The 22,592-nt window shown below is 52.9% G+C and carries 18 protein-coding genes; 7 read left to right on the forward strand and 11 right to left on the reverse strand.

Annotated features, from left to right (window positions below; translation table 11 throughout):
* Positions 1-5 precede the first annotated feature (5 nt).
* Entirely contained in the window at positions 6-950 is a 945-nt protein-coding gene (locus tag ACMAZB_RS11640) for a LysR substrate-binding domain-containing protein (protein WP_435217360.1), read from the forward strand.
* Between the two features lie 191 nt (positions 951-1,141).
* Complete coding sequence (locus ACMAZB_RS11645; protein WP_435217362.1) at positions 1,142-3,313, forward strand: malate synthase G; 2,172 nt, start codon at positions 1,142-1,144, stop codon at positions 3,311-3,313.
* A gap of 54 nt (positions 3,314-3,367) precedes the next feature.
* Here ACMAZB_RS11645 and ald read toward each other — a convergent pair whose 3' ends face one another.
* On the reverse strand, positions 3,368-4,498 hold the full coding sequence (ald, locus tag ACMAZB_RS11650; protein WP_435217364.1) for an alanine dehydrogenase: 1,131 nt from the start codon (positions 4,496-4,498) through the stop codon (positions 3,368-3,370).
* Between the two features lie 202 nt (positions 4,499-4,700).
* Here ald and ACMAZB_RS11655 point away from each other — a divergent pair, with 202 nt between their 5' ends.
* From ACMAZB_RS11655 to coaE, 5 genes are all read left to right on the forward strand, one after another.
* Entirely contained in the window at positions 4,701-5,174 is a 474-nt protein-coding gene (locus tag ACMAZB_RS11655) for an Lrp/AsnC ligand binding domain-containing protein (RefSeq protein WP_435217366.1), read from the forward strand.
* A 686-nt stretch (positions 5,175-5,860) separates the two neighbouring features.
* Positions 5,861-7,591, forward strand: coding sequence for a type IV-A pilus assembly ATPase PilB (gene pilB / locus ACMAZB_RS11660; RefSeq protein ID WP_435217368.1), 1,731 nt, complete (start codon positions 5,861-5,863; stop codon positions 7,589-7,591).
* Positions 7,592-7,612: 21 nt separating this feature from the next.
* A complete protein-coding gene (locus ACMAZB_RS11665) occupies positions 7,613-8,824 on the forward strand; it encodes a type II secretion system F family protein (RefSeq protein ID WP_435217370.1) in 1,212 nt (403 codons plus the stop codon).
* 6 nt (positions 8,825-8,830) lie between these two features.
* Positions 8,831-9,697: a prepilin peptidase gene (locus ACMAZB_RS11670; RefSeq protein ID WP_435217372.1), complete on the forward strand. Its 867-nt coding sequence runs from the start codon at positions 8,831-8,833 to the stop codon at positions 9,695-9,697.
* 13 nt (positions 9,698-9,710) lie between these two features.
* A complete protein-coding gene (gene coaE, locus ACMAZB_RS11675; protein ID WP_435217374.1) occupies positions 9,711-10,325 on the forward strand; it encodes a dephospho-CoA kinase in 615 nt (204 codons plus the stop codon).
* 285 nt (positions 10,326-10,610) lie between these two features.
* On the opposite strand, the gene mutT is transcribed toward coaE, so the two are convergent.
* The 10 genes from mutT to murC form a co-directional block, all read right to left on the reverse strand.
* On the reverse strand, positions 10,611-11,000 hold the full coding sequence (gene mutT / locus ACMAZB_RS11680; RefSeq protein WP_435217376.1) for an 8-oxo-dGTP diphosphatase MutT: 390 nt from the start codon (positions 10,998-11,000) through the stop codon (positions 10,611-10,613).
* A gap of 5 nt (positions 11,001-11,005) precedes the next feature.
* Positions 11,006-12,202, reverse strand: a complete 1,197-nt coding sequence (gene argJ, locus ACMAZB_RS11685; RefSeq protein WP_435217378.1) for a bifunctional glutamate N-acetyltransferase/amino-acid acetyltransferase ArgJ — start codon at positions 12,200-12,202, stop codon at positions 11,006-11,008.
* Positions 12,202-14,913, reverse strand: coding sequence for a preprotein translocase subunit SecA (gene secA / locus ACMAZB_RS11690; protein ID WP_435217380.1), 2,712 nt, complete (start codon positions 14,911-14,913; stop codon positions 12,202-12,204). Before secA ends, argJ begins: the two co-directional genes overlap by 1 nt.
* 76 nt (positions 14,914-14,989) lie before the next feature.
* The gene (locus tag ACMAZB_RS11695) at positions 14,990-15,922 is read right to left on the reverse strand and encodes a M23 family metallopeptidase (RefSeq protein WP_435217382.1); all 933 of its coding nucleotides are present in this window, start codon (positions 15,920-15,922) and stop codon (positions 14,990-14,992) included.
* 102 nt (positions 15,923-16,024) lie between these two features.
* Positions 16,025-16,942, reverse strand: coding sequence for a UDP-3-O-acyl-N-acetylglucosamine deacetylase (lpxC, locus tag ACMAZB_RS11700; protein ID WP_435217384.1), 918 nt, complete (start codon positions 16,940-16,942; stop codon positions 16,025-16,027).
* Between the two features lie 42 nt (positions 16,943-16,984).
* Positions 16,985-18,154, reverse strand: coding sequence for a cell division protein FtsZ (gene ftsZ / locus ACMAZB_RS11705; protein ID WP_435212062.1), 1,170 nt, complete (start codon positions 18,152-18,154; stop codon positions 16,985-16,987).
* A gap of 70 nt (positions 18,155-18,224) precedes the next feature.
* Positions 18,225-19,457, reverse strand: coding sequence for a cell division protein FtsA (ftsA, locus tag ACMAZB_RS11710; RefSeq protein WP_435220080.1), 1,233 nt, complete (start codon positions 19,455-19,457; stop codon positions 18,225-18,227).
* The gene (locus tag ACMAZB_RS11715) at positions 19,457-20,263 is read right to left on the reverse strand and encodes a cell division protein FtsQ/DivIB (RefSeq protein ID WP_435217386.1); all 807 of its coding nucleotides are present in this window, start codon (positions 20,261-20,263) and stop codon (positions 19,457-19,459) included. Before ACMAZB_RS11715 ends, ftsA begins: the two co-directional genes overlap by 1 nt.
* Positions 20,253-21,182 carry a D-alanine--D-alanine ligase gene (locus ACMAZB_RS11720; protein ID WP_435217388.1) on the reverse strand — a complete coding sequence of 310 codons (930 nt, stop codon included), beginning with the start codon at positions 21,180-21,182 and terminating at the stop codon, positions 20,253-20,255. The genes ACMAZB_RS11715 and ACMAZB_RS11720 overlap by 11 nt, the downstream gene beginning before the upstream one ends.
* Positions 21,179-22,591 (reverse strand): UDP-N-acetylmuramate--L-alanine ligase, encoded by a 1,413-nt coding sequence (gene murC / locus ACMAZB_RS11725; RefSeq protein WP_435220081.1) that lies wholly within the window; start codon positions 22,589-22,591, stop codon positions 21,179-21,181. Before murC ends, ACMAZB_RS11720 begins: the two co-directional genes overlap by 4 nt.
* Between the last annotated feature and the right edge of the window lies 1 nt (position 22,592).

The following is a 22,592-nucleotide window of genomic DNA, read 5'->3' on the forward strand; positions in this document are numbered from 1 at the left end:
TTGCCGTGAAAGATCTTAATCGAATTGACTTAAATTTGCTGGTTTACCTTGACGTTTTACTCCGCGAGCGGAATGTGACGCAGGCGGCCAATCAACTGGGGCTGTCACAACCCGCTATGAGCAATGGGCTGCGCCGGTTGCGGGATCTATTCAACGACCCGCTCCTTGTGCGAACTTCTGACGGCATGTCACCCACCGCTAGAGCTCTCGAGCTCGAACCGCTCATTCGAGATGTACTGGCAGGTGTCGAACGCGCTATTCAACCGACGTCAGACTTTGACCCTAGTGACGCAAATCAGGTGATCAGAGTCATGGCGTCAGACTATGCAGAATCCACCTTATTTCCCACCGTAATTGGGGAGCTTCGGGAGCAGGCCCCGGGCCTCACTCTGGATGTCATGACGCCCTCTGACGTCAGCTTTTTAGACGTTGAACGGGGCAAAATCGACCTGGTGATCAACCGCTTTGATCAAATGCCCCAGTCATTTCATCAAATAACACTGTGGTCAGACCCCTTTACCTGCTTGATGAGCCGCGACAACCCTATTCTCAGCCAGTTTGACCTCCGAGCTTATTTGAACGCAGACCACATCTGGGTCAGTAAGACTGGAATGGGGGTTGGCGTTGGGGTAGATCCCGATGATGTTCAGCGATTGGGCTGGGTGGATACAGCTCTGGCCCAGATGAATGAGCAGCGGCGGATTCGCGTTTTCACACGGCACTATCAAGCAGCCATGACTTTGGCAGAGGAAAACGACCTTATTGTGACTTTGCCGAGCCGGGCCACTTGGCTGAAGCGCGACAATCCAAGGGTGGTTGTTATGCCTGTGCCATTTGAGGTGCCGCCCCTCGAATTAAAAATGGCTTGGAGCCCCCTACTTCAACACAATCCAGCCCACCGCTGGGTGCGTCAGACAATCACTCGAATCGCTCGGGAATTAAATGCCTGACACGTGTTCAGGCATCTAAAATTCTGCACCGCAAGTGGTTTAAGTCGCCGACACAGCCATTCACACAATCAATACCACTTATAAAATGCATTTCTAGCATTTATGCGCTTAAAATATGGATTCTAAAATTCAGACACTAGCGCTGCCCCTGACACCAGTGACAGCAGCGAGATCTATTTGGGGAGAAGACCATGGCTGAACGTATCGATTGCGCGGGCTTGCAAGTCGACGCTGGGCTGCACGCGCTTTTAGAAAACAACATTTTACCCGGCACCGATGTCAGCCCCGATCAGTTTTGGGCCGGCTTGGCCGCTATTTTGAGCGATATGATGCCGCGCAATGCCGAGCTGCTCGACATAAGAGCCGACATGCAATCTAAGCTTGATCATTGGCACCGAGAACACCCTAAAAACGCTTTCAATGCTGGGCAGTACAAATCCTTCCTAGAAGAAATAGGCTACCTGCTGCCTCAACCTGAGCAAGTGCAAGTAACAACGACTCGTGTGGACGAGGAAATTGCGCGGGTAGCTGGTCCCCAACTGGTGGTGCCTGTCATGAATGCGCGCTTTGCGTTGAATGCCACCAATGCCCGCTGGGGCAGTCTCTATGATGCACTCTACGGAACCGATGTCATTCCTGAAGATAACGGTGCCGAGCGCGCCGGCGGCTACAATTCCGTTCGCGGCGATCGCGTTATCGCTTGGGCGAGAGCATTTTTAGACCAAAATTTCCCATTACGAGACGGCACCCACGCCGACGCGACGGCCTACACCATTGAGTCGGGTGTGCTAAAAGTGAGTCAAAAAGACGGCAGCACCGGCACGTTGCAGACGGAGGATCAATGGGTGGGCTACACGGGAGACAGCGCCCAACCCAATTCGATTTTGCTCAAAAATAATGGACTGCATGCCGAAATTCAGATTGATAGTAGCCATCCCGTAGGCCAAACCGACCCCGCCGGAGTCAAGGATGTGTGCTTAGAGTCCGCGTTAACGACAATTCAAGATTGTGAAGATTCGGTAGCGGCGGTAGATGCCGAAGACAAGATCGTGGTTTACCAAAACTGGCTAGGACTTATGCGAGGCGATTTGTCCGAAAGCTTTCAGAAAGGCGGGCAACTGCAAACACGCACATTACAACCCGATCGCGAATTTAAAGCTCCCGACGGCAATACCTTTACACTTCCCGGTCGTAGCCTGCTTTTTGTGCGAAATGTAGGGCACCTAATGACCAACGACGCCGTCCTGAACAAAAATGGGTTAGAGGCTCCCGAAGGTATTCTTGACGCCTTATTTACGTCAGCTTGCGCGCTGCATGACATAAAGCGCACCTCAGGCCCGCGTAATTCTCGTCAAGGCAGCATATACATCGTAAAGCCAAAGATGCATGGGCCTGATGAGGTCAGTTTTGCAGTCGAACTGTTCAGCAAAGTCGAAGGCGTTCTAGGACTGCCAGAGAACACCATCAAAATCGGCATCATGGATGAGGAACGACGCACCACTTTGAATCTGGCTGAATGCATCAACCGCGCGAGTGAGCGTGTGGTGTTCATCAATACCGGGTTTCTCGATCGCACGGGTGATGAAATTCATACCAGTATGGAAGCTGGTGCTTTTACTGCAAAGAGCGCCATGAAGGGTGAAACGTGGATTAACGCCTACGAAGACTGGAATGTCGATGTAGGGCTCAACTGCGGTCTTCAGGGTCACGCACAAATTGGTAAAGGAATGTGGGCCATGCCTGACCGTATGGCGGATATGTTGACCACTAAAATCGGTCACCCAAAAAGCGGCGCCAATTGCGCTTGGGTGCCCTCACCTACGGCAGCCACACTGCACGCGACGCACTATCACGAAGTTGATGTCATGGCGGTTCAAGCTCAACTGAAAGGCAATCCCAGAGGCGGTATTGATCAGATTCTGCAGATTCCGTTAAAAGGTGCAGCGGGCATGTCTCAAGACGCTATACAGCGAGAGCTCGACAATAACGCCCAGGGCATCCTTGGTTACGTGGTGCGCTGGATCGATCAGGGAGTCGGCTGTTCCAAGGTTCCTGACATCGACAATATCGGCCTAATGGAAGATCGGGCAACGCTGCGAATTTCCAGCCAGCATTTAGCCAACTGGATTCGCCATGAGGTTGTTACCGAGGGGCAGGTTCGATCCACTCTTGAACGCATGGCGGCGATTGTGGACCAGCAAAATGCCAACGACCCCACCTACCAACCTATGGCTGCAGATCTCACCAACAATGTGGCCTTTCAAGCGGCTTGTGATTTGGTGTTTATGGGAACGGATCAACCCAGCGGCTACACCGAACCGCTACTGCATCAGCGCCGCAAAGAATTCAAAGCCAGTCAGTAATCCTGTGAACCCTCCCCTGAAGTATCGAGGTAGGGCTCAGCAAATGCCTACGGTTTAAGCGCTTAACATGAGCGGGCTAAGCGCTTTATCTGCGGACAGGTAATCGGCGTTTAGTGCTACAGCCACCGCCTCGTGAGTAATGTGCCCACCGTGCACATTGAGGCCCTGACGCAGGTGACCATCATCCTGAAGTGCGGCCAAGCCTTTATCGGCCAACTTAAGGGCAAAAGGCAGCGTCGCATTGGTCAATGCCATCGTCGCAGTGCGCGCCACGCCACCCGGCATATTCGCAACACAGTAGTGAACGACGTCATCAACCACATACGTTGGCGACTGATGGGTGGTCGCTTGTGAGGTTTCAAAACAACCACCCTGATCAATGGCCACATCGACCAGCACGGCGCCGGGGCGCATGGCGGCCACATCGTCTCGAGTCACTAATTTTGGGGCTGACGCTCCGGGAATGAGGACCGCACCAATAACGAGATCAGCCGCTCGAACGTATTGCTCCACAGCGTTTTGAGTAGAGTAAAGACCCACAACTCGTCCCTGAAACAGATCGTCGAGCTGCTGTAAGCGTTCAATCGAACGATCAAAAATGGTCACCTGAGCGCCCAAACCGGCGGCCATTTTAGCGGCCTGTGTACCGACAACGCCGCCGCCCAGCACCACCACTCTGGCAGGCTCGACCCCTGGCACTCCCCCCAGCAACATGCCGTTGCCACCCTGAGCCTTTTCAAGGTGGTGTGCGCCGGCTTGAATCGACATACGCCCCGCCACCTCACTCATTGGCGCCAACAAGGGCAACCCACCCTTAGCATTGGTTACCGTTTCATAGGCGATGGCTGAAACACCCGAGTCCAGCAATAGTTGAGCTTGTTTGGGGTCTGGAGCGAGGTGCAAGTAGGTGAACAAAATCTGCCCCGAACGCAGCATTCGGCACTCATTGGGCTGAGGTTCCTTAACTTTAATAATCATATCGGCAGCGGCAAAAATGTCTTCAGGACTCGCTACTATTTGGGCCCCAACCTCCTCATAGCTGGCGTTGTCGAAACCCACACCTACACCACCCTCGGTTTCGACCAATACCTGATGACCACGATTGACCAACTCACGAACCCCAGCGGGCGTCATGCCAATGCGGTATTCGTGGTTTTTAATTTCTTTAGGAATGCCAACGATCATAAAAAACTCCAGTAGTGGCTTGCAGAGGCCCAAAGCCCTGCCTGACACTCACAATTTACCGTCAATTTTGTTTATATTTAGCTGTAAATTTGATACTTATACAGTCGAATTAACCAAATTTAAGGTAAAATAATCTCAATACAACTGCAGATGAACCCAAAAATCGGACTATTCGGTTCGTTTATAACGGAGAGTTCTAAGGATGCCAGAGCACAACCTGAGCCGGATAGATCGAAAGATCCTCCGATGCTTGCAACACAATGCCCGACTCAGTTTTGCTGAATTGGCGCGCCAGGTCGGTTTAACCACGACACCCTGCAAAGAACGGGTAAAACGATTGGAGCGCGACGGTTACATCTGTGGCTATCATGCCGACCTGAATCCAGAAAAACTCGGTCGCGGATTAATCGTATTTGTACAAATCACACTGCAACGGACTGCGGGTGACGCCTTCAATGAATTCACCGAAGCTATTCGTGATGTGCCTGAAATTGAAGAGTGCCATTTAATAGCTGGCAACTTTGATTACTTGATCAAAGCGCGGGTACGAGACATGACCGATTACCGAGACTTTTTAGGAAGCAGCCTTATGCAGCTACCGGGGGTGCAGGAAAGTACCAGCTACCCCGTCATGGAGTCTCTAGAAACTAAGTCGTACTCTTCGCTGACGATATAAATGCCTTATCGCATCATGGCCCCAACCATAGCCCGACGATGGTTCTTTCCTTACAGGACTCAATCGACCAGAAAGATGAAAGTTGCAAGTGATGGACCTTGATTTTGTGTGTCGTTGTCGTGTTACAAAACAAAAATAATCTTTGCCTCATGAAAGCGAGAATAAAGACAAGCTGAGTAGGAAAAATTGTGTGCTCTCCATGCACGGGATGTGGCGGCACACCGGTTGCCGCCGCATTCTCACGTCACGCTACAAAAACCGGCTCTGCTAAAACTATTAGTTTCGGACTTTAGGTCATAATAAATCTCACCAACCAAAGTGCACTTTGAAAGAAGTACTAGGTAAAGTGGAAGTAGCGACCACTCTGACGGTGGGAGTAGCGCCACTACTCCCCTCGCGCTATTGAAAATGCGACCGAATAACACCGAGTTTTTTAAGCTGCGAGGACACCAGATGCTGGAAGGACCACGGCTATAGTTGTGGCATTTGCAGGCGTTAACGATCGCACCATACTGCACGGTGACTTCACTGGGCGGGCTGCTTAAAAGTCGTTTCTGGCAGGTGCCACAGTGATCGGTTACAACGGTAACCCAATCCTTCAGGTTAACTGACCCATGATGTGGCAACCTTCGTTTAGCTGTATACTGGAAATAGTTCGGCAGGCTACGCCCAAGTGAGGCAAAAACGTGAACGTCGAAGCGACTACAAAACCAGCTCTACTCACAGGGATTTCGGCTCGTCTGGTAGCCGATGGTGTTATTACGAGTGAGCAGGCTCAAACAGCCATCCGCGAAGCTAGCAAAAAGAAAATATCCCTCATTAGCTACCTCTCTCAGGCGCTCGACATTGATAGCTATGAACTCGCGGAAATAGCCTCTGCTGAGTTTGGCGTTCCTTTATTGGATTTGGCTGCAATAGATCAGAGGACGTTTCCAGACAAGCTCGTCTCCTCGGCCCTCATGGCAAAGCACCAAACTGTTCCAATTTTCAGACGCGGTAATCGCTTATTTATCGCCCTTGCAGATCCAACGAGTATTGCAGCGCTTGACGAAATAAAGTTTGCCACAGGTATCAGCACCGAAGCGGTAGTGGTTGACGAGCGAGTGCTTGCCAAGCTCCTCGCCGAGCTTTTAGACCAGCAGGATTCACTAAACTCTGAGATAGATCAGCTGGGAGAAAGTACCGAATTTGATCTAGATATCGTTGATGAAAACGCGAATGATGCCGAGGATATCGATACCAGTTCAATAGACGATACTCCTATCGTTCGCTTCGTGAACAAAGTTCTTTTGGATGCGATTAAACAAGGCGCCTCTGACATTCACTTTGAACCTTACGAGAAAGATTATCGCGTTAGATTCCGCACTGACGGAATACTTCGCGAAGTCGTAAAGCCACCTCGAACACTAGCGCCACGCCTTGCAGCCAGAATCAAGGTTATGTCCCAAATGGATATTTCCGAGCGTCGCATCCCACAGGATGGCCGCATTCAAATGAAGCTTTCAAAAAACCGCTCGATCGACTTTCGTGTGAACACATTACCCACTATGTTTGGCGAGAAGATCGTGATGCGTATCCTCGACCCCGCATCCGCACAAATGGGGATTGATGCCCTGGGTTATGACGACGATCAGAAGCAGCTATTTCTCGAAGCCTTGGCCAAGCCGCAAGGCATGATTTTAGTAACAGGACCCACGGGATCCGGTAAAACAGTATCGCTGTACACAGGTCTCAGTATTTTAAATACCGAGGAGCGCAACATTTCAACGGCAGAAGACCCTGTTGAAATTAACATGGAGGGCGTGAATCAAGTTTTAGTGAACAATAAAGTGGGGCTGGATTTCGCCGAGGCCCTGCGCTCCTTCCTGAGGCAAGATCCTGACGTAATCATGGTCGGCGAGATTCGCGACATAGAAACGGCTGAGATCGCCATCAAAGCAGCCCAAACAGGACACCTGGTGTTGTCCACCCTGCACACCAATAGTGCAGCGGAAACCATCACACGCATGATGAACATGGGTGTACCCGCTTACAACATTGCGTCATCGGTTTCCCTCATTATTGCTCAGCGACTCGCCCGGCGTTTATGTAAGCAATGCAGCATTCCAGAAACAGAAGTCCCTCACGACGCCCTCATGGAGTTGGGCTTCAACGATAAGATGCTTGAGAATGCGACCATCAAACGCGCCGTTGGCTGTGAGACCTGTAAAGACGGTTACCGCGGTCGAGTTGGCATCTATGAGGTCGTCAAAGTGACCAAATCCATCGCTAATCTGATCATGGACGGCGATAACTCTATCGATTTAGATAAACAGGCACGCCATGAAGGTTTCGCAGACCTCCGTCTTTCAGCCTTGCGTAAAGCTGCACAGGGACTGATAAGCCTTGAAGAAGTCAATCGCGTAACGACAGATTAAGAGCTGGAGACCAAGGACGGTATGGCGACAAACACAACTTTTGTATGGAACGGCCTCAATAAAAACGGTCAAAAAGGGCAAGGCGAAATAGTTGCCAGCAGTCAGGCTCTGGCAAAAGCACAGCTGCGAAAACAGGGCATCACAGCAAAATCGGTTAAGAAAAAGGCCAAGCCACTGTTCTCAAACAGGGGCAAAGGCATAAAAGCGGCCGACATTGCAATATTTTCACGGCAAATGGCCACGATGATGAAAGCCGGTGTGCCGCTGGTGCAAAGTTTTGAGATCGTGCAGGAGGGTCTCGAAAATCCCGCCATGAGCAAGCTGGTTGGCGAAATCAAAAGTGAAGTTTCCTCAGGAGGCGGTCTCGCATTGGCTTTGGCTAAACACCCAAAGCATTTTGACGACCTTTTTTGCAGCCTGGTCGCCTCTGGCGAGAACTCAGGGACACTTGAGGTCATGCTTGACCGCGTTGCCACCTATAAAGAAAAAACCGAAGCGCTCAAGGCAAAAATTCGCAAAGCCATGACCTACCCCATCGCCGTCGTTACTGTAGCAATCGTGGTAACGGGAATTCTTTTAGTAAAAGTGGTTCCCACTTTTGCTACGACTTTTAAAGGCTTTGGCGCTGATCTCCCTGGATTTACCCTCTTTGTTTTGGCCATCTCTGAATTCATGCAGCAGTGGTGGTTATTTATGGTTGTCGCAATGATCTTATCTGTGTGGGGATATTTCCAAGCTATCGTAAGGTCTTCTAATTTTCGGAACAGAATCGACTCACTCGCCTTAAAGCTACCCGTCGTTGGCTCCATCGTTCACGATGCCGTTGTTGCTCGCTTTAGTCGCACACTTGCCACCACCTTTGCCGCAGGGGTTCCTTTAGTGGAGGCTCTAGACTCGACAGCGGGCGCTGCGGGAAACGCGGTTTACGCTCGGGGCATACGGCAAATAAGAGATGATGTCACTTCGGGAACCTCTTTGTACCTGGCAACCCGAGGTACCGGCCTATTCCCAGCCATGCTGCTACAAATGATTGCTATCGGTGAGGAATCTGGTGCCCTAGATGCAATGCTTAGCAAAGTTGCCGATCAATACGAGGCGCAGGTTGATAATGCGGTCGACAGCCTGAGCTCTTTAATGGAGCCCATTATTATGTCTGTACTTGGTGTCTTAGTGGGGGGCCTGATGATTGCGATGTATCTTCCCATTTTCATGCTGGGCACGGTAATAGGGTAAGGGGCGTTGGATTATCTCAGCAGCGCACTGGAGGTCCCGTGGTTTTTGTTGACCGCCACCACACTTTTGGGGCTGGTTGTAGGCAGTTTTCTCAATGTCGTCATTTTTCGACTCCCGAAGATGATGGAGCAAGCTTGGCAGCGCGACTGCTGCGAATTGCTAGAACAAACGCCACCTGACACTCAACTGCTTTCACTAAGCTCTCCAAACTCGCAGTGCAGAGACTGCGGGGTCGCCATAAAACCTTGGCACAATATTCCGGTGTTGAGTTATGTATTTCTGCGAGGGTACTGCGCCGGATGCGGTGCCTCCATTTCCAGCCGCTACCCTATTATAGAGCTCTGTACGGCCCTGCTATCTTTTGCCGCAGCCATGGTATTTGGGCCAACCCTGCAACTGGCGGGTGCGTTGTTACTCATATGGTCGTTGATCGTCTTGACCGGCATCGACATAGACACGCAGCTTTTACCCGACAGCATTACATTACCGCTGCTTTGGTTGGGGCTGCTACTCAACATAAATTCAGCGTTTACCTCGCTAAATGATGCTGTTATCGGTGCTGCGGCGGGCTACCTAACGCTGTGGAGTGTGTATTGGATTTTCAAACTCACCACAGGCAAAGATGGCATGGGCTTCGGTGACTTTAAGTTGTTGGCCGCACTGGGAGCTTGGTTTGGCTGGCAGACAATACCCCTCATCATAATTGTGTCGTCCTTTGTCGGAGCCTTTATTGGCATTTTACTTATTTTGCTAAAAAAACAGGGGCGCGAAGTCCCCATGCCCTTTGGCCCCTATCTGGCGGGAGCCGGTTTGATAACCCTTTTTTTTGGCGATCGATTAACAGCCGCCTACTTCAGTTTTATTGGTCTATGAACAGCGACAGCTTATGAATTTTGTAGTCGGTATTACAGGTGGCATTGGCAGCGGAAAGTCGGCGGTCACGGCGCGCTTAGAAACTCTCGGAGTTGATGTCGTTGACGCAGATTTAGCAGCACGTGTCGTAGTCGAGCCCGGCCAACCTGCCCTTGCTGCCATTGCTGAGCGCTTTGGAAAAAACATTTTGCAGCAAAACGGCAGTTTAGATCGTGCCGCACTGCGCAAGATCGTTTTTGAAGATCCAGAAGCTCGCAGGTGGTTAGAGGGTGTAACCCATCCCGCAATACGACAAGAGATCGAAGACCAGTTGCGAAGAGCGACATCCCCATACGTAGTACTCAGCTCCCCACTACTCCTCGAGGCAAAACAGCACAGTTTTGTGAACCATGTTGTAGTGGTCGATGTCACCGAAGAGCTGCAAATAGACCGCACGATGGCGCGTGATAGCAACAGTGCCGAGCTCATTCAAAATATCATGGCGGCCCAACTGCCAAGGGCTGAACGAGTCAGTCGGGCAGACGAAATCATTGACAACAGCGGCAGCCTTAACGAACTGAACACTCAAACTGATGCGCTACACCAGCGCATGCTGATGCGGGCAAAGGCTCACGGTGAAACGCGATAACAAGCAGTCGCCTTTAGACACCTAGCGCTTAGCAGACACAGGGCTTTTTACCGCACCATTATTTAGACTCCTGCGCGCCACCGTTGAGTCTATCGAGAGCAGCCACAGCACCAATGGTTAGTTCGCCCCTTGCTGCCCGCCAGCCAGCAACAGGAGAGAGCATCTCCACGCACCCAAGTGTTGGGTGTTGGGTGTTGGGTGTTGGGTGTTGGGTGTTGGGTGTTGGGTGTTGGGTGTTGGGTGTTGGGTGTTGGGTGTTGGGTGTTGGGTGTTGGGTGTTGGGAATTAAGTCAACTTCAACTTTTCAACGATGGCCACATTTGCAGCCGGAAAATCAAAGTCCCCAAGCGCAGCGGGCAAAGTCCAAGCTAATGGTTGCCCCTCCATCCCCCGCGCTTCCCCTTGCCATGCGATCACTCGATGCACATCAAGGAAGACTTCGCGATCGCCATAATCATGTCGAATCTCAAGAAGTGGCTCAGTGGCTTTTACCGTCACACCCAGCTCCTCTTTCAACTCCCGCACCAAAGCGCACTGACGGGTCTCTCCCGGCTCGACTTTGCCTCCCGGGAACTCCCACAACCCTCCTTGATGGAGCTCAGGCGGCCGGCGGGCGATGAGAATACGCCCATTAGCGTCGGTTAAAACGCCCACCGCAACATGCAGTTCACTCACAGGATTCAGGTCCTGTATTCCGCGTTAATACGCACATATTCATAAGAAAAATCTGTCGTCCATACACGGCTGCTGGTAGCGCCACGGTTAAGATCAACCCGTATGGCGAGCTCAGACGAGGCCATAGCGGCTTGGCCCTTGGCCTCAGTGTAATCTGGAGCCCTTGCACCATTTACAGCAATCAGCACGTCGTTTAGATAGAGCGACACGTCTTCGACACAAAGATTTTTCAGGCCCGCTCTGCCAATGGCCGCAAGCAAACGCCCCCAATTGGGATCACTGGCAAACAATGCAGTTTTCACAAGCGGAGAATGCGCAATGGTAAAGGCCACAGCATCACATTCATCGGCATCGAGGCCACCATCCACTTTTACTTCGACAAACTTTGTCGCTCCCTCTCCGTCGCGAATAATTGCTTGTGCGAGCTCTAAGCATAGGCTCTCAAGGGCCTCCGTAAATAGCGTTAGAGCCTCCGCACCTGCGGTTTCAACCGCGATACCCGAGCATCCCGTTGCCACCAACATGGCAGCATCGTTCGTGGAGGTATCACCATCGACGGTAATACGATTAAAGCTTGCCGACACTGCCTGCCTGAATAAACCATCGAGGCCTGCAGGGGATACTTCGGCATCCGTGGCAATAAATGCCAGCATAGTGGCCATGTCGGGGCGAATCATGCCGGCACCCTTCGCCATACCCGTCAACGTCACGTCTGCGCCCGAAATCGAGACCACACGTGATGCCACTTTAGCTCGGGTATCAGTGGTTAGTATTGCCTCAGCAGCACGCTGCCAGTGGCCCTCGCTAAGGCCCTCGCAAGCACTAGGAAGCGCATCATTGATTAGCTGAGGGGACAAAGGCTCGCCAATGACGCCAGTGGAAAAAGGCAAAACCTCAGCAGCCTGACAACCTCGCAGTTCAGCCACAGCCCCACAGGTGTTCTTTGCGGCCTCATAGCCCGGCACTCCTGTGCCCGCGTTGGCGTTACCGGTGTTTATAAGCCAGTAACCTGCTCTGCCACTCGTCACCTGAAGGTGCTCCTGAGCAATTTGCACGGGCGCTGCCCGAAACGCGTTTTGCGTAAAAAGGCCCACACTGGTGCTGCCCGAGGCGAGCTCTATAAGTACCAGATCATCGCAACCAGTCTGTTTAACACCTGCCTGCGCAACGCCGAGGCGCACACCGGGAACAGGTCGCGTCATCAGCTTAGTGCTCCATGACACTGCTTATACTTTTTCCCACTACCACAGGGACAGGGATCATTGCGCCCAACTTTAGGCGCTTCTCTGACGACAGTTTGTGGCTTAGCCTGTGGGGAGGCATCTCCAGCTGCTGCATCGCTGGATACCGATGAGGTTTGAGCGTGCTCAAAAGCCACCTGCTGGCGGGCTGCCTCCTCCCGACGACGGCGTTCAATTTCTGCGGCCTCATCGGGACGCTGCACCTGCACGTGACTTAAAAAGCGCACGACCTCATGCTTTAAGCGGTCGAGTAATGATTCAAATAACGCAAAAGACTCACGCTTATATTCTTGCTTTGGATTTTTGTTGGCATAAGCCCGTAAATGAATACCCTGGCGAAGCTGATCCATCGTGGCGAGGTGTTCTTTCCACAGCGTATCAAGGACCTGAAGCATAATTTGCTTCTCAAGCTGGCGCATACCCTCGCCAACCACACTGGCTTTCGTGTCGTAGGCCGCCTGAACTTCCTCAACAATTCTGTCGCGCAGCGACTCCTCGTGGAGCCCTTTATTTTCTTCCAACCAGGCCTGCAATGGCAACGTAACCGCAAACTCCGCCTCAAGCTGTCGCTCAAGACCGGGAATATCCCACTGCTCCTCCACGCTCATAGGAGGAATAAAACTGTCAACAGATCCATTGACCACATCCGCTCGAATCTGGGTAATCGTTTCAGTCACCTCTTCTTCGCCCAGCAGCGAATCTCGTTGCCGATAAATAATTCGGCGCTGGTCGTTGGCGACATCATCGTATTCGAGAAGCTGCTTTCGAATGTCGAAATTGCGGCCTTCAACTTTGCGTTGGGCCTTTTCGATCGCGTTGGTCACCATGCGGTGCTCAATGGCTTCCCCGTTCTCCATCCCCAGTGCCTGCATGAAACTTTTGACACGGTCGGAAGCGAAAATACGCATCAAATTGTCGTCCAGCGACAAATAAAAGCGTGAGACTCCAGCATCACCCTGTCGCCCAGAACGTCCTCGAAGCTGATTATCGATTCTTCGCGATTCGTGGCGTTCAGTGCCCAAAATATGTAAGCCGCCAGCCTCAAGTACCGCGTCGTGGCGCGCTAACCAAGCTTCACGTAGCGTCTCTTCAGCCTCAGCATTGAGCTCTCCCGCGGCTTCAAGCTCCGATTCAAGGTTGCCCCCTAAAACGATGTCAGTACCCCGCCCAGCCATGTTGGTCGCAATTGTTACGACGCCAGGACGCCCCGCTTGGGCAATAATTTCTGCCTCCTGTGCGTGATATTTAGCATTCAGCACTTTGTGCTCAATGTCTCCCTGTTTGAAACGCGCGGAAAGCTCTTCCGACGTCTCAACCGAAGCGGTGCCCACCAGCACCGGGGCGCCATTTTCGATGCAGGACTTAACGTCTTCCACAATAGCGTCAAACTTCTCTTCCCGCGTCATATAGACCAGGTCGTTCATATCATTACGAAGCATGGGTTTATTCGTGGGTATAACAATAACCTCGAGTCCATAAATCTGGCGGAACTCGAAGGCCTCGGTGTCTGCGGTGCCTGTCATACCCGCAAGTTTGTCGTAAAGGCGAAAGTAATTCTGGAAGGTGGTCGAGGCTAGGGTTTGACTTTCATTTTGGATGTCGACGCCTTCCTTCGCCTCGATTGCTTGATGCAGGCCCTCAGAGAGCCGTCGCCCCGCCATCGTTCGACCGGTGTGCTCATCGATCAGGACCACCTGACCCTCTTGAACAATGTATTCAACATCTCGCTGGTACAGCACGTGGGCACGCAACCCAGAGTGCACGTGGTGGAGGAGGCCGAGATTAGTAGCGGCATACAGGCTATCGTCGTCCTCTAACAACCCTTGCGCAATCAGCAGGCCCTCAATTTTCTCATGGCCTGCTTCGGTGAGTTCAATTTGGCGCTGCTTTTCATCTACCGTGAAATCACCCTCATCCACCTCTGTCGCAGCCACCAGCTGGGGAATCAGCTTGTTAATCCGTCGATACATTTCCGAAGAGTCTTCAGCTGCCCCCGAAATAATCAATGGCGTCCTCGCCTCGTCAATCAGGATGGAGTCAACTTCGTCGACAATGGCAAAAGCCAAATTTGCTTGGGCTTTATCCGCCAAACTAAACGCCATGTTGTCTCGAAGATAATCAAAACCGAACTCATTGTTCGTGCCGTAAACTATGTCGCAGGCATAGGCGTCACGTTTCTCAGCGGGTCCTGATCCAGATCTGATCACCCCTACCGTCATACCCAAAAATTCATACAGTGGCGCCATCCATGCAGCGTCTCGGCTCGCCAGATAATCATTTACCGTGACCAGGTGCACCGCGTTTCCGGCCAACGCGTTTAAATAAGCGGGCAAGGTTGCCACTAACGTCTTACCTTCCCCCGTACGCATTTCAGCGATTTTGCCCTCGTGAAGCACAATGCCACCAATTAATTGCACGTCGAAGTGCCGCATACCCAAGGCTCGACGCCCAGCCTCACGAACGGTGGCAAAAGCTTCGGGAAGCAGCTGATCAAGGGAGGACCCAGCCGTCAGTCGGCCACGAAATTCCTCAGTCTTAGCCAGCAGCGCTGAATCTTCTAGCGCTTCATACGCCTCCTCGAGTGCGTTGATGCGACCAATCATTTTCCGAATGCGTTTAAGCTCCCGATCATTTCGGGAGCCAAAGAGTTTTTTTAGCGTGTTAGCAATCATTTTTAAGTCTTCAGGAATTGATAAGGGGAATCGACTCGAGAGAGAGTCAGCTTAAGCCAGCAGGAAATGCCTAGGCTTAACGCAAGGTGCGACGCACGTAGCTAGACGGATCAACCGCCCTACCGTGCTTAAAGATCTCAAAGTGTACATGGGGCCCGGTTGATCGCCCAGAATTTCCCATAAGGGCGATAACGTCACCTTGACGCACGAGGTCGCCGACCTCAACGTGATTTTCCCGGTTGTGGCCATAACGTGTTACCAGCCCGTCACCGTGGGATATTTCGACGAGCGTGCCGTAACCGGTGCGCTCACCACTCCAGCTCACCACCCCGCTTGCAACGGCAATGATTTCATCGCCTTCCGAGCCCGCGAAATCAATACCCTGATGCCAAGCGCGCTTTCCCGTGAAAGGGTCAGTGCGGCTACCGTAACGAGAAGACAGCCAGCCCGCTAGAACAGGACGGCCGGCGGGGATCGCCTCGGTTTGCGCCTCAGCATCAAAAAGGAGTCCAGCCAATATCTCAAGTTGAACTTCCCGATCACTCAGTGTCGCTGACATTAGATCGAAAGATCCCTCAAGAGGGCCCGGCAACGCACCTTGCGGTTCTGCTTGCACTGGTAGTAGCGGTCCGCCCAGAGCTGGCTCGACGGTGAAATTAAACTCCCCTCCATCTAAACCGGCTAAGGCGGTAAGGTGGGTTCCCAGGGCGTCTAGCCTCGTGATTCTCACCTGCAGCTCCGCCAATCTGCGAGTCATTGCCTCGAGCTTCCGGCGGGCATCAGCAGACAGCTGTGCCAATTCGCTAGCCCTTCGACTCGCGGTCATTTCTGCGTCAGAAAGTCTTGCCTCATGAGCGCTTGAGGTGCCCTGGCGCTGCCCCAGCTCATAACCCATGGCCATCAACCCAAGAGGTAGGCCAATACAGATGACAGACAAAGCCGCCCACGACCAACGACCAAGCTCCAGCGTTCGCGATGCGGCGGTCTTTTGGACGAAGATCAGTTTCAAATCAGGGGCTCAAAGTAAAGGGGCCGCTACTATGCCACGCAGCGCCGCTGCGGGAAAGCCAGCAAATTGGGTCAATACAGTGCAAATGCCTTCGATAAAAACCTAGGCAGTGACTAAAGCCGGGGCAGGACCGTAGGATATCGGTGCCTTTTCAGCGTCCTCAAAGGTCACCATCTCCCAGGCATCTTCCTGTGCTAATAGTTCTCGCAGCACGGCATTATTGAGCGCATGCCCAGATTTGTGCGCGCGAAACTCTCCAATCAAGCTGTGCCCGAGAAGATACAGGTCGCCAATAGCATCGAGCACCTTATGTTTGACAAACTCATCTTCGTAACGCAGCCCGTCTTGGTTCAAAATACGAAACTCGTCAACGACGATAGCGTTATCAACGCTGCCTCCGCGGGCCAGCCCTTGAGCTCGCAGGTATTCAATCTCATGCATAAATCCGAAGGTTCGCGCCCTGCTGACTTCCCTCACGAAGGACGTGGTAGAGAAGTCAATCTCTGCGAATGCTGAGCGGTCGTTGAAAACCGGATGGTCAAAATCTATTGAAAATGCCACTTTGAACCCGTCAAAGGGCACCAGGCTCGCCTGTTTATCACCATCTCGTACGGTGACGGGACGCTTGATTCGGATAAATTTCTTGGCGGCCGCCTGCTCCTCAATGCCGGCTGACTGAAGCAAAAACACGAATGGGCCCGCGCTTCCGTCCATAATGGGAACTTCTGGAGCAGTGACATCGACAAACGCGTTGTCGATGCCCAAACCCGCCATAGCTGACAGCAGGTGTTCAACGGTAGAAACTCGAGCATCACCCAGCCCTAGACTGGTAGAGAGCGTTGTGTCGCCGACATTTTTAGCGCAGGCGGGGATTTCCTGCACCGGGGAGAGGTCGGTTCTCCGAAATACAATACCGTTGTCGATAGGTGCGGGGCTAAGCGTCAAAAAGACCTTTTCACCCGTGTGTAAACCAACACCCGTCGCCTTGATTGGATTTCGCAACGTTCTCTGTCTAATCATGGTCGCACCCTCTGCGTTAACTGGGCGGACCACCCATAGGGCTTAGTCCGCCTGACGACGCAGAAACGCTGGAATATCGAAATACTCCTCTGCACCGCTCTCTGCAGGCGCTACCGCCTGCTGTGCCCCTCCCGACTGCGCAACACGTGCTCGCTTGCCAGGTGGCAGATCATATGTCTCGCCATAATTTGGCGAAGTGACACCCATTGTCTCTACGGGCTTTCGGTCTACAACTGCTAGTGGCGCTCGTGCTTCGGCACCACCCAAACCCGTTGCTACCACTGTCACCTTTAAGGTATCGGCTAGATCCGGGTCTATCACCGTACCTACCACTACCGTTGCATCTTCCGACGCATATTCTTCGATCGTGTCGCCAACTTCGGCAAACTCACCCAACGACAGATCCATTCCAGCTGTGATATTGACCAAGACACCCTTGGCACCACTCACATCAATATCGTCAAGCAACGGGCTGTTGATGGCCCGCTCTGCGGCCTCACGTGCCCGGTTTTCTCCCGACGCAGACCCGGTGCCCATCATGGCAGCACCCATTTCGGACATCACTGTGCGGACATCGGCAAAATCCACATTTATCATGCCTGGGCGGATAATCAGCTCAGCGATACCCTGCACAGCCCCCAAAAGTACATCATTGGCCTCTCTGAAGGCATCCAAGAGACTGGTATTTTTGCCCAACACTTCCAGCAATTTTTCGTTAGGTATCGTGATTAGACTGTCACAGTGCTGCTCAAGTTCCCCAAGTCCTGATTCGGCAATCTTGAGTCGTGATTTACCCTCGAACGAGAACGGGCGTGTTACCACTGCAACCGTCAATATGCCCATTTCTCGGGCTACTTCAGCCACAATCGGCGCTCCACCCGTACCGGTACCGCCGCCCATACCCGCGGTCACGAACACCATGTCTGCACCGTGAAGTGCGTCTGCTATCCGATCACGATCCTCCATCGCGGCGGCCCGACCAATATCCGGGTTCGCCCCAGCTCCTAGACCTTTGGTAATACCGGTCCCCAATTGCAGAACGGTTTTCGCGGCGATATCAGATAAAGCCTGAGCATCCGTATTGGCGCAGATAAAATCCACACCATCTACATTATTTTCGATCATGTGTCGGACCGCGTTACCGCCACCGCCACCAACACCGACCACCTTTATGACAGCGCTTTGCGGTGCGTTATCGACTAATTCAAACATGGCATTCTCCCCTTTTTTACAAAGCCCAGTGTTCCCCGGGCGCTCCCCTTGTCAGGCATTCCGAAAACTCTCAGAAGTGCCTTCCAAACCAGTCACGTACTCGTGTAATCAAACCGCCGGCAAATTGACCGCCAGCCGCCAAGCCCGAAGACTCATCGTCTCGAGCGCCGTAAATCAGCAGACCCACTGCTGTGGCATAAATTGGATTTTTAATAATGTCGTTAAGACCTTTCGCGTGCTGGGGTGCCCCCAGTCGCACAGGCATGTGAAAGATCTCTTCCGCCAGCTCTACCGCCCCTTCCATTTTTGACGTTCCACCGGTCAACAAAACACCCGCCGGTATCAATTCTTCAAAGCCCGAGCGACGGATTTCCGCCAAGATGAGCGTGAACAGTTCGTCATACCGCGGCTCAACCACCTCCGCTAGAGACTGACGAGACAAATCACGAGGTGGACGATCACCCACGCTTGGCACTTTGATCGTCTCCTCCGCACCCGCCAATTGCGCAAGGGCGCAGGCGTAGCGAATCTTGATCTCTTCGGCGTGCTGAGTGGGGGTTCGCAGAGCCATCGCAATGTCGCTGGTGACCTGATCACCCGCTATGGGAATAACACCGGTATGACGAATCGCGCCATCGGTGAAAATGGCAATGTCAGAAGTTCCGCCACCTATATCAACGAGGCAGACCCCCAAATCACGCTCATCGCCGGTGACGACCGAAAAACTGGAAGCCAGCTGCTCCAAGATGATGCCGTCCACTTCAAGCCCGCAGCGGTGGATGCACTTCTCAATATTCTGAGCCGCATTCACGGCGCAGGTAACAAGATGAACCTTGGCCTCCAGTCGAACGCCAGACATTCCCAAGGGTTCTTTAATACCGCCCTGATTGTCTATGACGTACTCCTGCGGCAACACATGCAGCACCTTTTGGTCGGCAGGTATTGCTACCGCTTGAGCCGCATCGAGAACCCGCTCCACATCAGCCGGGACAACCTCGCCCTCGCGTATCGCGACAATCCCGTGGGAGTTCATCGAGCGGATGTGACTTCCTGCAATCCCTACATAAACCGAGTGAATCTGGCAGCCCGCCATGAGCTCGGCCTCCTCAACGGCCCGTTGAATGGCATTGACGGTCGACTCGATATCTACCACCACACCCTTTTTCATACCCCTAGATGGGTGTGAGCCAATGCCCACAACCTCAATAGTGCCCTCGCCATCGACTTCCCCAACGACAGCGACAACTTTTGAGGTTCCAATATCCAACCCAACGATCATGCGTTTTTCAGGTGTATTAACCATCATGGTGTCTCCTGCCAGTTAGCCGCCGGAACATCTCCCAAGGCCCATTGCGATGTCGGCAGTAAAGCCACTGCGGCACCGTGTTCGTAGCGCATATCTACCCGCATAACAGGCTGCTCTGTGAGCTGCTCCCGCCATAGCGTGACAAACCGTCCAATGCGTTCTCGATGATTATCTGCACCTAGCTGCAGCAATACGCCGTTGTGAAGCTCGGCGCCGACTTGCCCCAAAGAGTCCTCATGCAAGGCCACAACCTGCAAGCCAGTCGGCTCTAACAAGGCTTCAAGGCTCTGGTAGCGCCGAGTCATGTTGCGCTCAGAGCCAGCAGGCCCCTCAAGGCGAGCAAGTTCTGACCAGCGATCGGCAAAAGCACCGGGAAAATATTCGCCCTCGTGGTTGAGGAAGCCGTCCAAACCCCAGCGCGCAATAGGTCGCTGCTCTTCAATTTCAATGACGACGGTATTCGGCCAGCGTCTTCGCACCCCGGCCCGGTAGACCCAGGGCATGCGCTCTAACTGCTCTCGGACATCGTCTAGGTCAAGGGTTAAGAAGCTTGCCTGCAGAGTGGGCGCAAGTTGAGCCTCCAACTCGGTCACAGCGACGTGCTCAACGGCGCCTCCCAAAACCAGCTGCTCGACACGCAAATCTATGAGGTGTGATCCCATGACGAAAGTGCCAAACAGTGCAGCCAGACATCCGCAGGCCACGGCAACTTTTAATAACAACCTCTGCACACGCTGTTGCCAGCTCACACTGTCTACACCCGTTTTATTACGGACGGCTTGTCGCACATGTTTACGAGGCATGGCGCACCTCCAAACTAAGTCGATAGATCTCAGCCACAAGATCGATCAGCGTCATTGAGACTGCTTTAGCTGCCATCGGGACCAAGCTATGACTGGTCATTCCCGGAATAGTGTTGACCTCTAACAACTGCCAGCTGCCGGAGGCATCTCGCATGATGTCGACTCGGCCCCACACGGCTGCGTCTACCGCCGAGAATGCCCTCAGGGCAAGCTCCCCCAGCTCTGCTTCCTCGCCGACGGACAACCCCGATGGGCAGAAAAACCCCGTGGCATCAGAGAGATACTTCGCATCAAAATCATAAAACTCTGATGCCGGCTCAATGCGTATCGCCGGCAGTGCTCGATCTCCCAATATCGTTACGGTGTATTCGGCGCCCGCTACAAATTGCTCTGCAATGATTGCGCCCCCGTAAACCCTTGCCCGCTCCCAAGCCGCCTTCAGCTGATCAGGGGTACTCGCCTTACTCATACCAATAGAGGACCCTTCAAGGGCCGGCTTCACAAAGAACGTACCACCTTGGTTTATCAGCCCAGACCAATCTGTATCTGCCGTCAGCAAGCTAAATTCAGGAGTAGGCAGTCCCATCCCAAGCCACAGTTCTTTCGTGCGAACCTTGTCCATAGTGAGCGCAGAGCCCAGCACACCAGAACCGCTGTAAGGCAATTTCATGGACTCAAACAGCCCCTGAACAACGCCATCTTCTCCGCCGGGACCGTGTAGTAAATTGAACACAAAATCGATATCAGACAGTTGCTGGGTCCACTGCGGCACCGCGGGGTCAATACGAGCCACTGAGCAATCGGAAGCCTCAAGGGCCAAGGCCACATTTTCACCACTTTGCAAGGAAATTTCCCGTTCAGCAGCGGTGCCGCCCATAAGAACAGCGAATCGAACGCCTGACAGCAAAGCCGAGGTCATAACAACACCTCAAGACAGTCGGCCTCAGCCACTCGCCTAGCGAGTTGACCAATATTCCCTGCCCCCTGCGTCAGCAAAAGGTCGTCCTGCTCTAACACATCACATAAAACTGCAGGCACGCTGTGAATATCCGGCGCAAATATCGGATCAACGGCGCCCCGCTGGCGAATGCTGCGTGCTAAAGAGCGAGCGTCGGCACCAGGAATTTGATCCTCACCCGCAGAATAGACATCAAGCAAAATCAACAAATCACAGTCTGATAACACGGCGACAAAATCTTCGTAGAAATCACGAGTTCTCGAAAACCGATGAGGTTGAAAAACCATGACAATGCGTCGTTCGGGAAATGCAGCCCGGGCTGCATTGAGCGTAGCGCGCACCTCGGAGGGATGATGACCATAGTCATCAATCATTTGCGCAACGCCCCCACTCCACACCACCTCACCAAGCGGGCTGAACCGACGTCCCACTCCAGAAAACTGTGACAGACCATTCTCAATAGCGTCGTCGGGCAAACCGAGCTCGGTAGCGACGACGGCAGCGGCGGCAGCGTTCAACGCATTGTGCTCTCCCGGCATATTGAGATTAATACTGAGTGACGATCGACCCCGCGGCCTGTTGAGCAAAAAGCGTGTCTGCAAGCCGCTGACTGCGACGGCTGACACACAATAATCTGCCTCGCTATGCCGACCATAGGTGACTACCCGCCGAGTAATCTGCGGCAGTAGCCTTTGCACACCGGGATCATCTAGGCAGAGAATGGCCAAGCCATAGAAAGGCAAGTTGTGTAAGAAATCGAGAAATGCCTGCTCGTAGTTACCAATATCGCCCCCATAGTGATCCATGTGATCGGCTTCGACGTTCGTCACGACGCTGACCATGGGCAGCAGGTGCAAAAAGGATGCATCACTTTCGTCAGCCTCGACAATCAAGTATTGGCCGGCACCCAAGCGCGCATTACTTCCTGCGTTATTGAGCAAACCTCCAATGACAAAAGTCGGATCTTCTCCCGCCTCACCAAATACCGATGCCAACAGGCTGGTCGTTGTTGTTTTGCCATGCGTCCCCGCCACGGCTATCCCCTGACGGTAGCGCATGAGTTCGGCCAACATTTCAGCACGAGGGACGACGGGAATTCTTGCGGCTCGGGCTGCAATTAATTCGGGGGTATCGGCAGGCACAGCGCTTGACGTCACCAAAACATCTGCGCCTTCGATATTTTTGGCGTCATGCCCGATATGCACCTCGATACCTATTTTACGCAGACGAGCCACTACCGAGCTGTCTTCAACATCGGAGCCCGATACTTGGTAACCCAGTTGGGCTAACACCTCGGCAATGCCACTCATGCCAGAGCCACCAACACCCAGCATAAAAATGTGCTGAATACCGCCCATTTGCTGGGTCATT

Origin of the sequence: Luminiphilus sp. nBUS_07, from assembly GCF_051201685.1 — a bacterium.
Classification (GTDB): Bacteria; Pseudomonadota; Gammaproteobacteria; order Pseudomonadales; family Halieaceae; genus Luminiphilus.

Coding starts and splice junctions, on each gene's coding strand:
- ACMAZB_RS11645 (WP_435217362.1), top strand. CDS start 1,142: ATGGCTGAACGTATCGATTGCGCGGGCTTGCAAGTCGACGCTGGGCTG.
- ald (WP_435217364.1), bottom strand. CDS start 4,498: ATGATCGTTGGCATTCCTAAAGAAATTAAAAACCACGAATACCGCATT.
- ACMAZB_RS11655 (WP_435217366.1), top strand. CDS start 4,701: ATGCCAGAGCACAACCTGAGCCGGATAGATCGAAAGATCCTCCGATGC.
- ACMAZB_RS11665 (WP_435217370.1), top strand. CDS start 7,613: ATGGCGACAAACACAACTTTTGTATGGAACGGCCTCAATAAAAACGGT.
- coaE (WP_435217374.1), top strand. CDS start 9,711: ATGAATTTTGTAGTCGGTATTACAGGTGGCATTGGCAGCGGAAAGTCG.
- argJ (WP_435217378.1), bottom strand. CDS start 12,202: ATGACGCGACCTGTTCCCGGTGTGCGCCTCGGCGTTGCGCAGGCAGGT.
- secA (WP_435217380.1), bottom strand. CDS start 14,913: ATGATTGCTAACACGCTAAAAAAACTCTTTGGCTCCCGAAATGATCGG.
- lpxC (WP_435217384.1), bottom strand. CDS start 16,942: ATGATTAGACAGAGAACGTTGCGAAATCCAATCAAGGCGACGGGTGTT.
- ftsZ (WP_435212062.1), bottom strand. CDS start 18,154: ATGTTTGAATTAGTCGATAACGCACCGCAAAGCGCTGTCATAAAGGTG.
- ftsA (WP_435220080.1), bottom strand. CDS start 19,457: ATGGTTAATACACCTGAAAAACGCATGATCGTTGGGTTGGATATTGGA.
- ACMAZB_RS11715 (WP_435217386.1), bottom strand. CDS start 20,263: ATGCCTCGTAAACATGTGCGACAAGCCGTCCGTAATAAAACGGGTGTA.
- ACMAZB_RS11720 (WP_435217388.1), bottom strand. CDS start 21,182: ATGACCTCGGCTTTGCTGTCAGGCGTTCGATTCGCTGTTCTTATGGGC.
- murC (WP_435220081.1), bottom strand. CDS start 22,591: ATGACCCAGCAAATGGGCGGTATTCAGCACATTTTTATGCTGGGTGTT.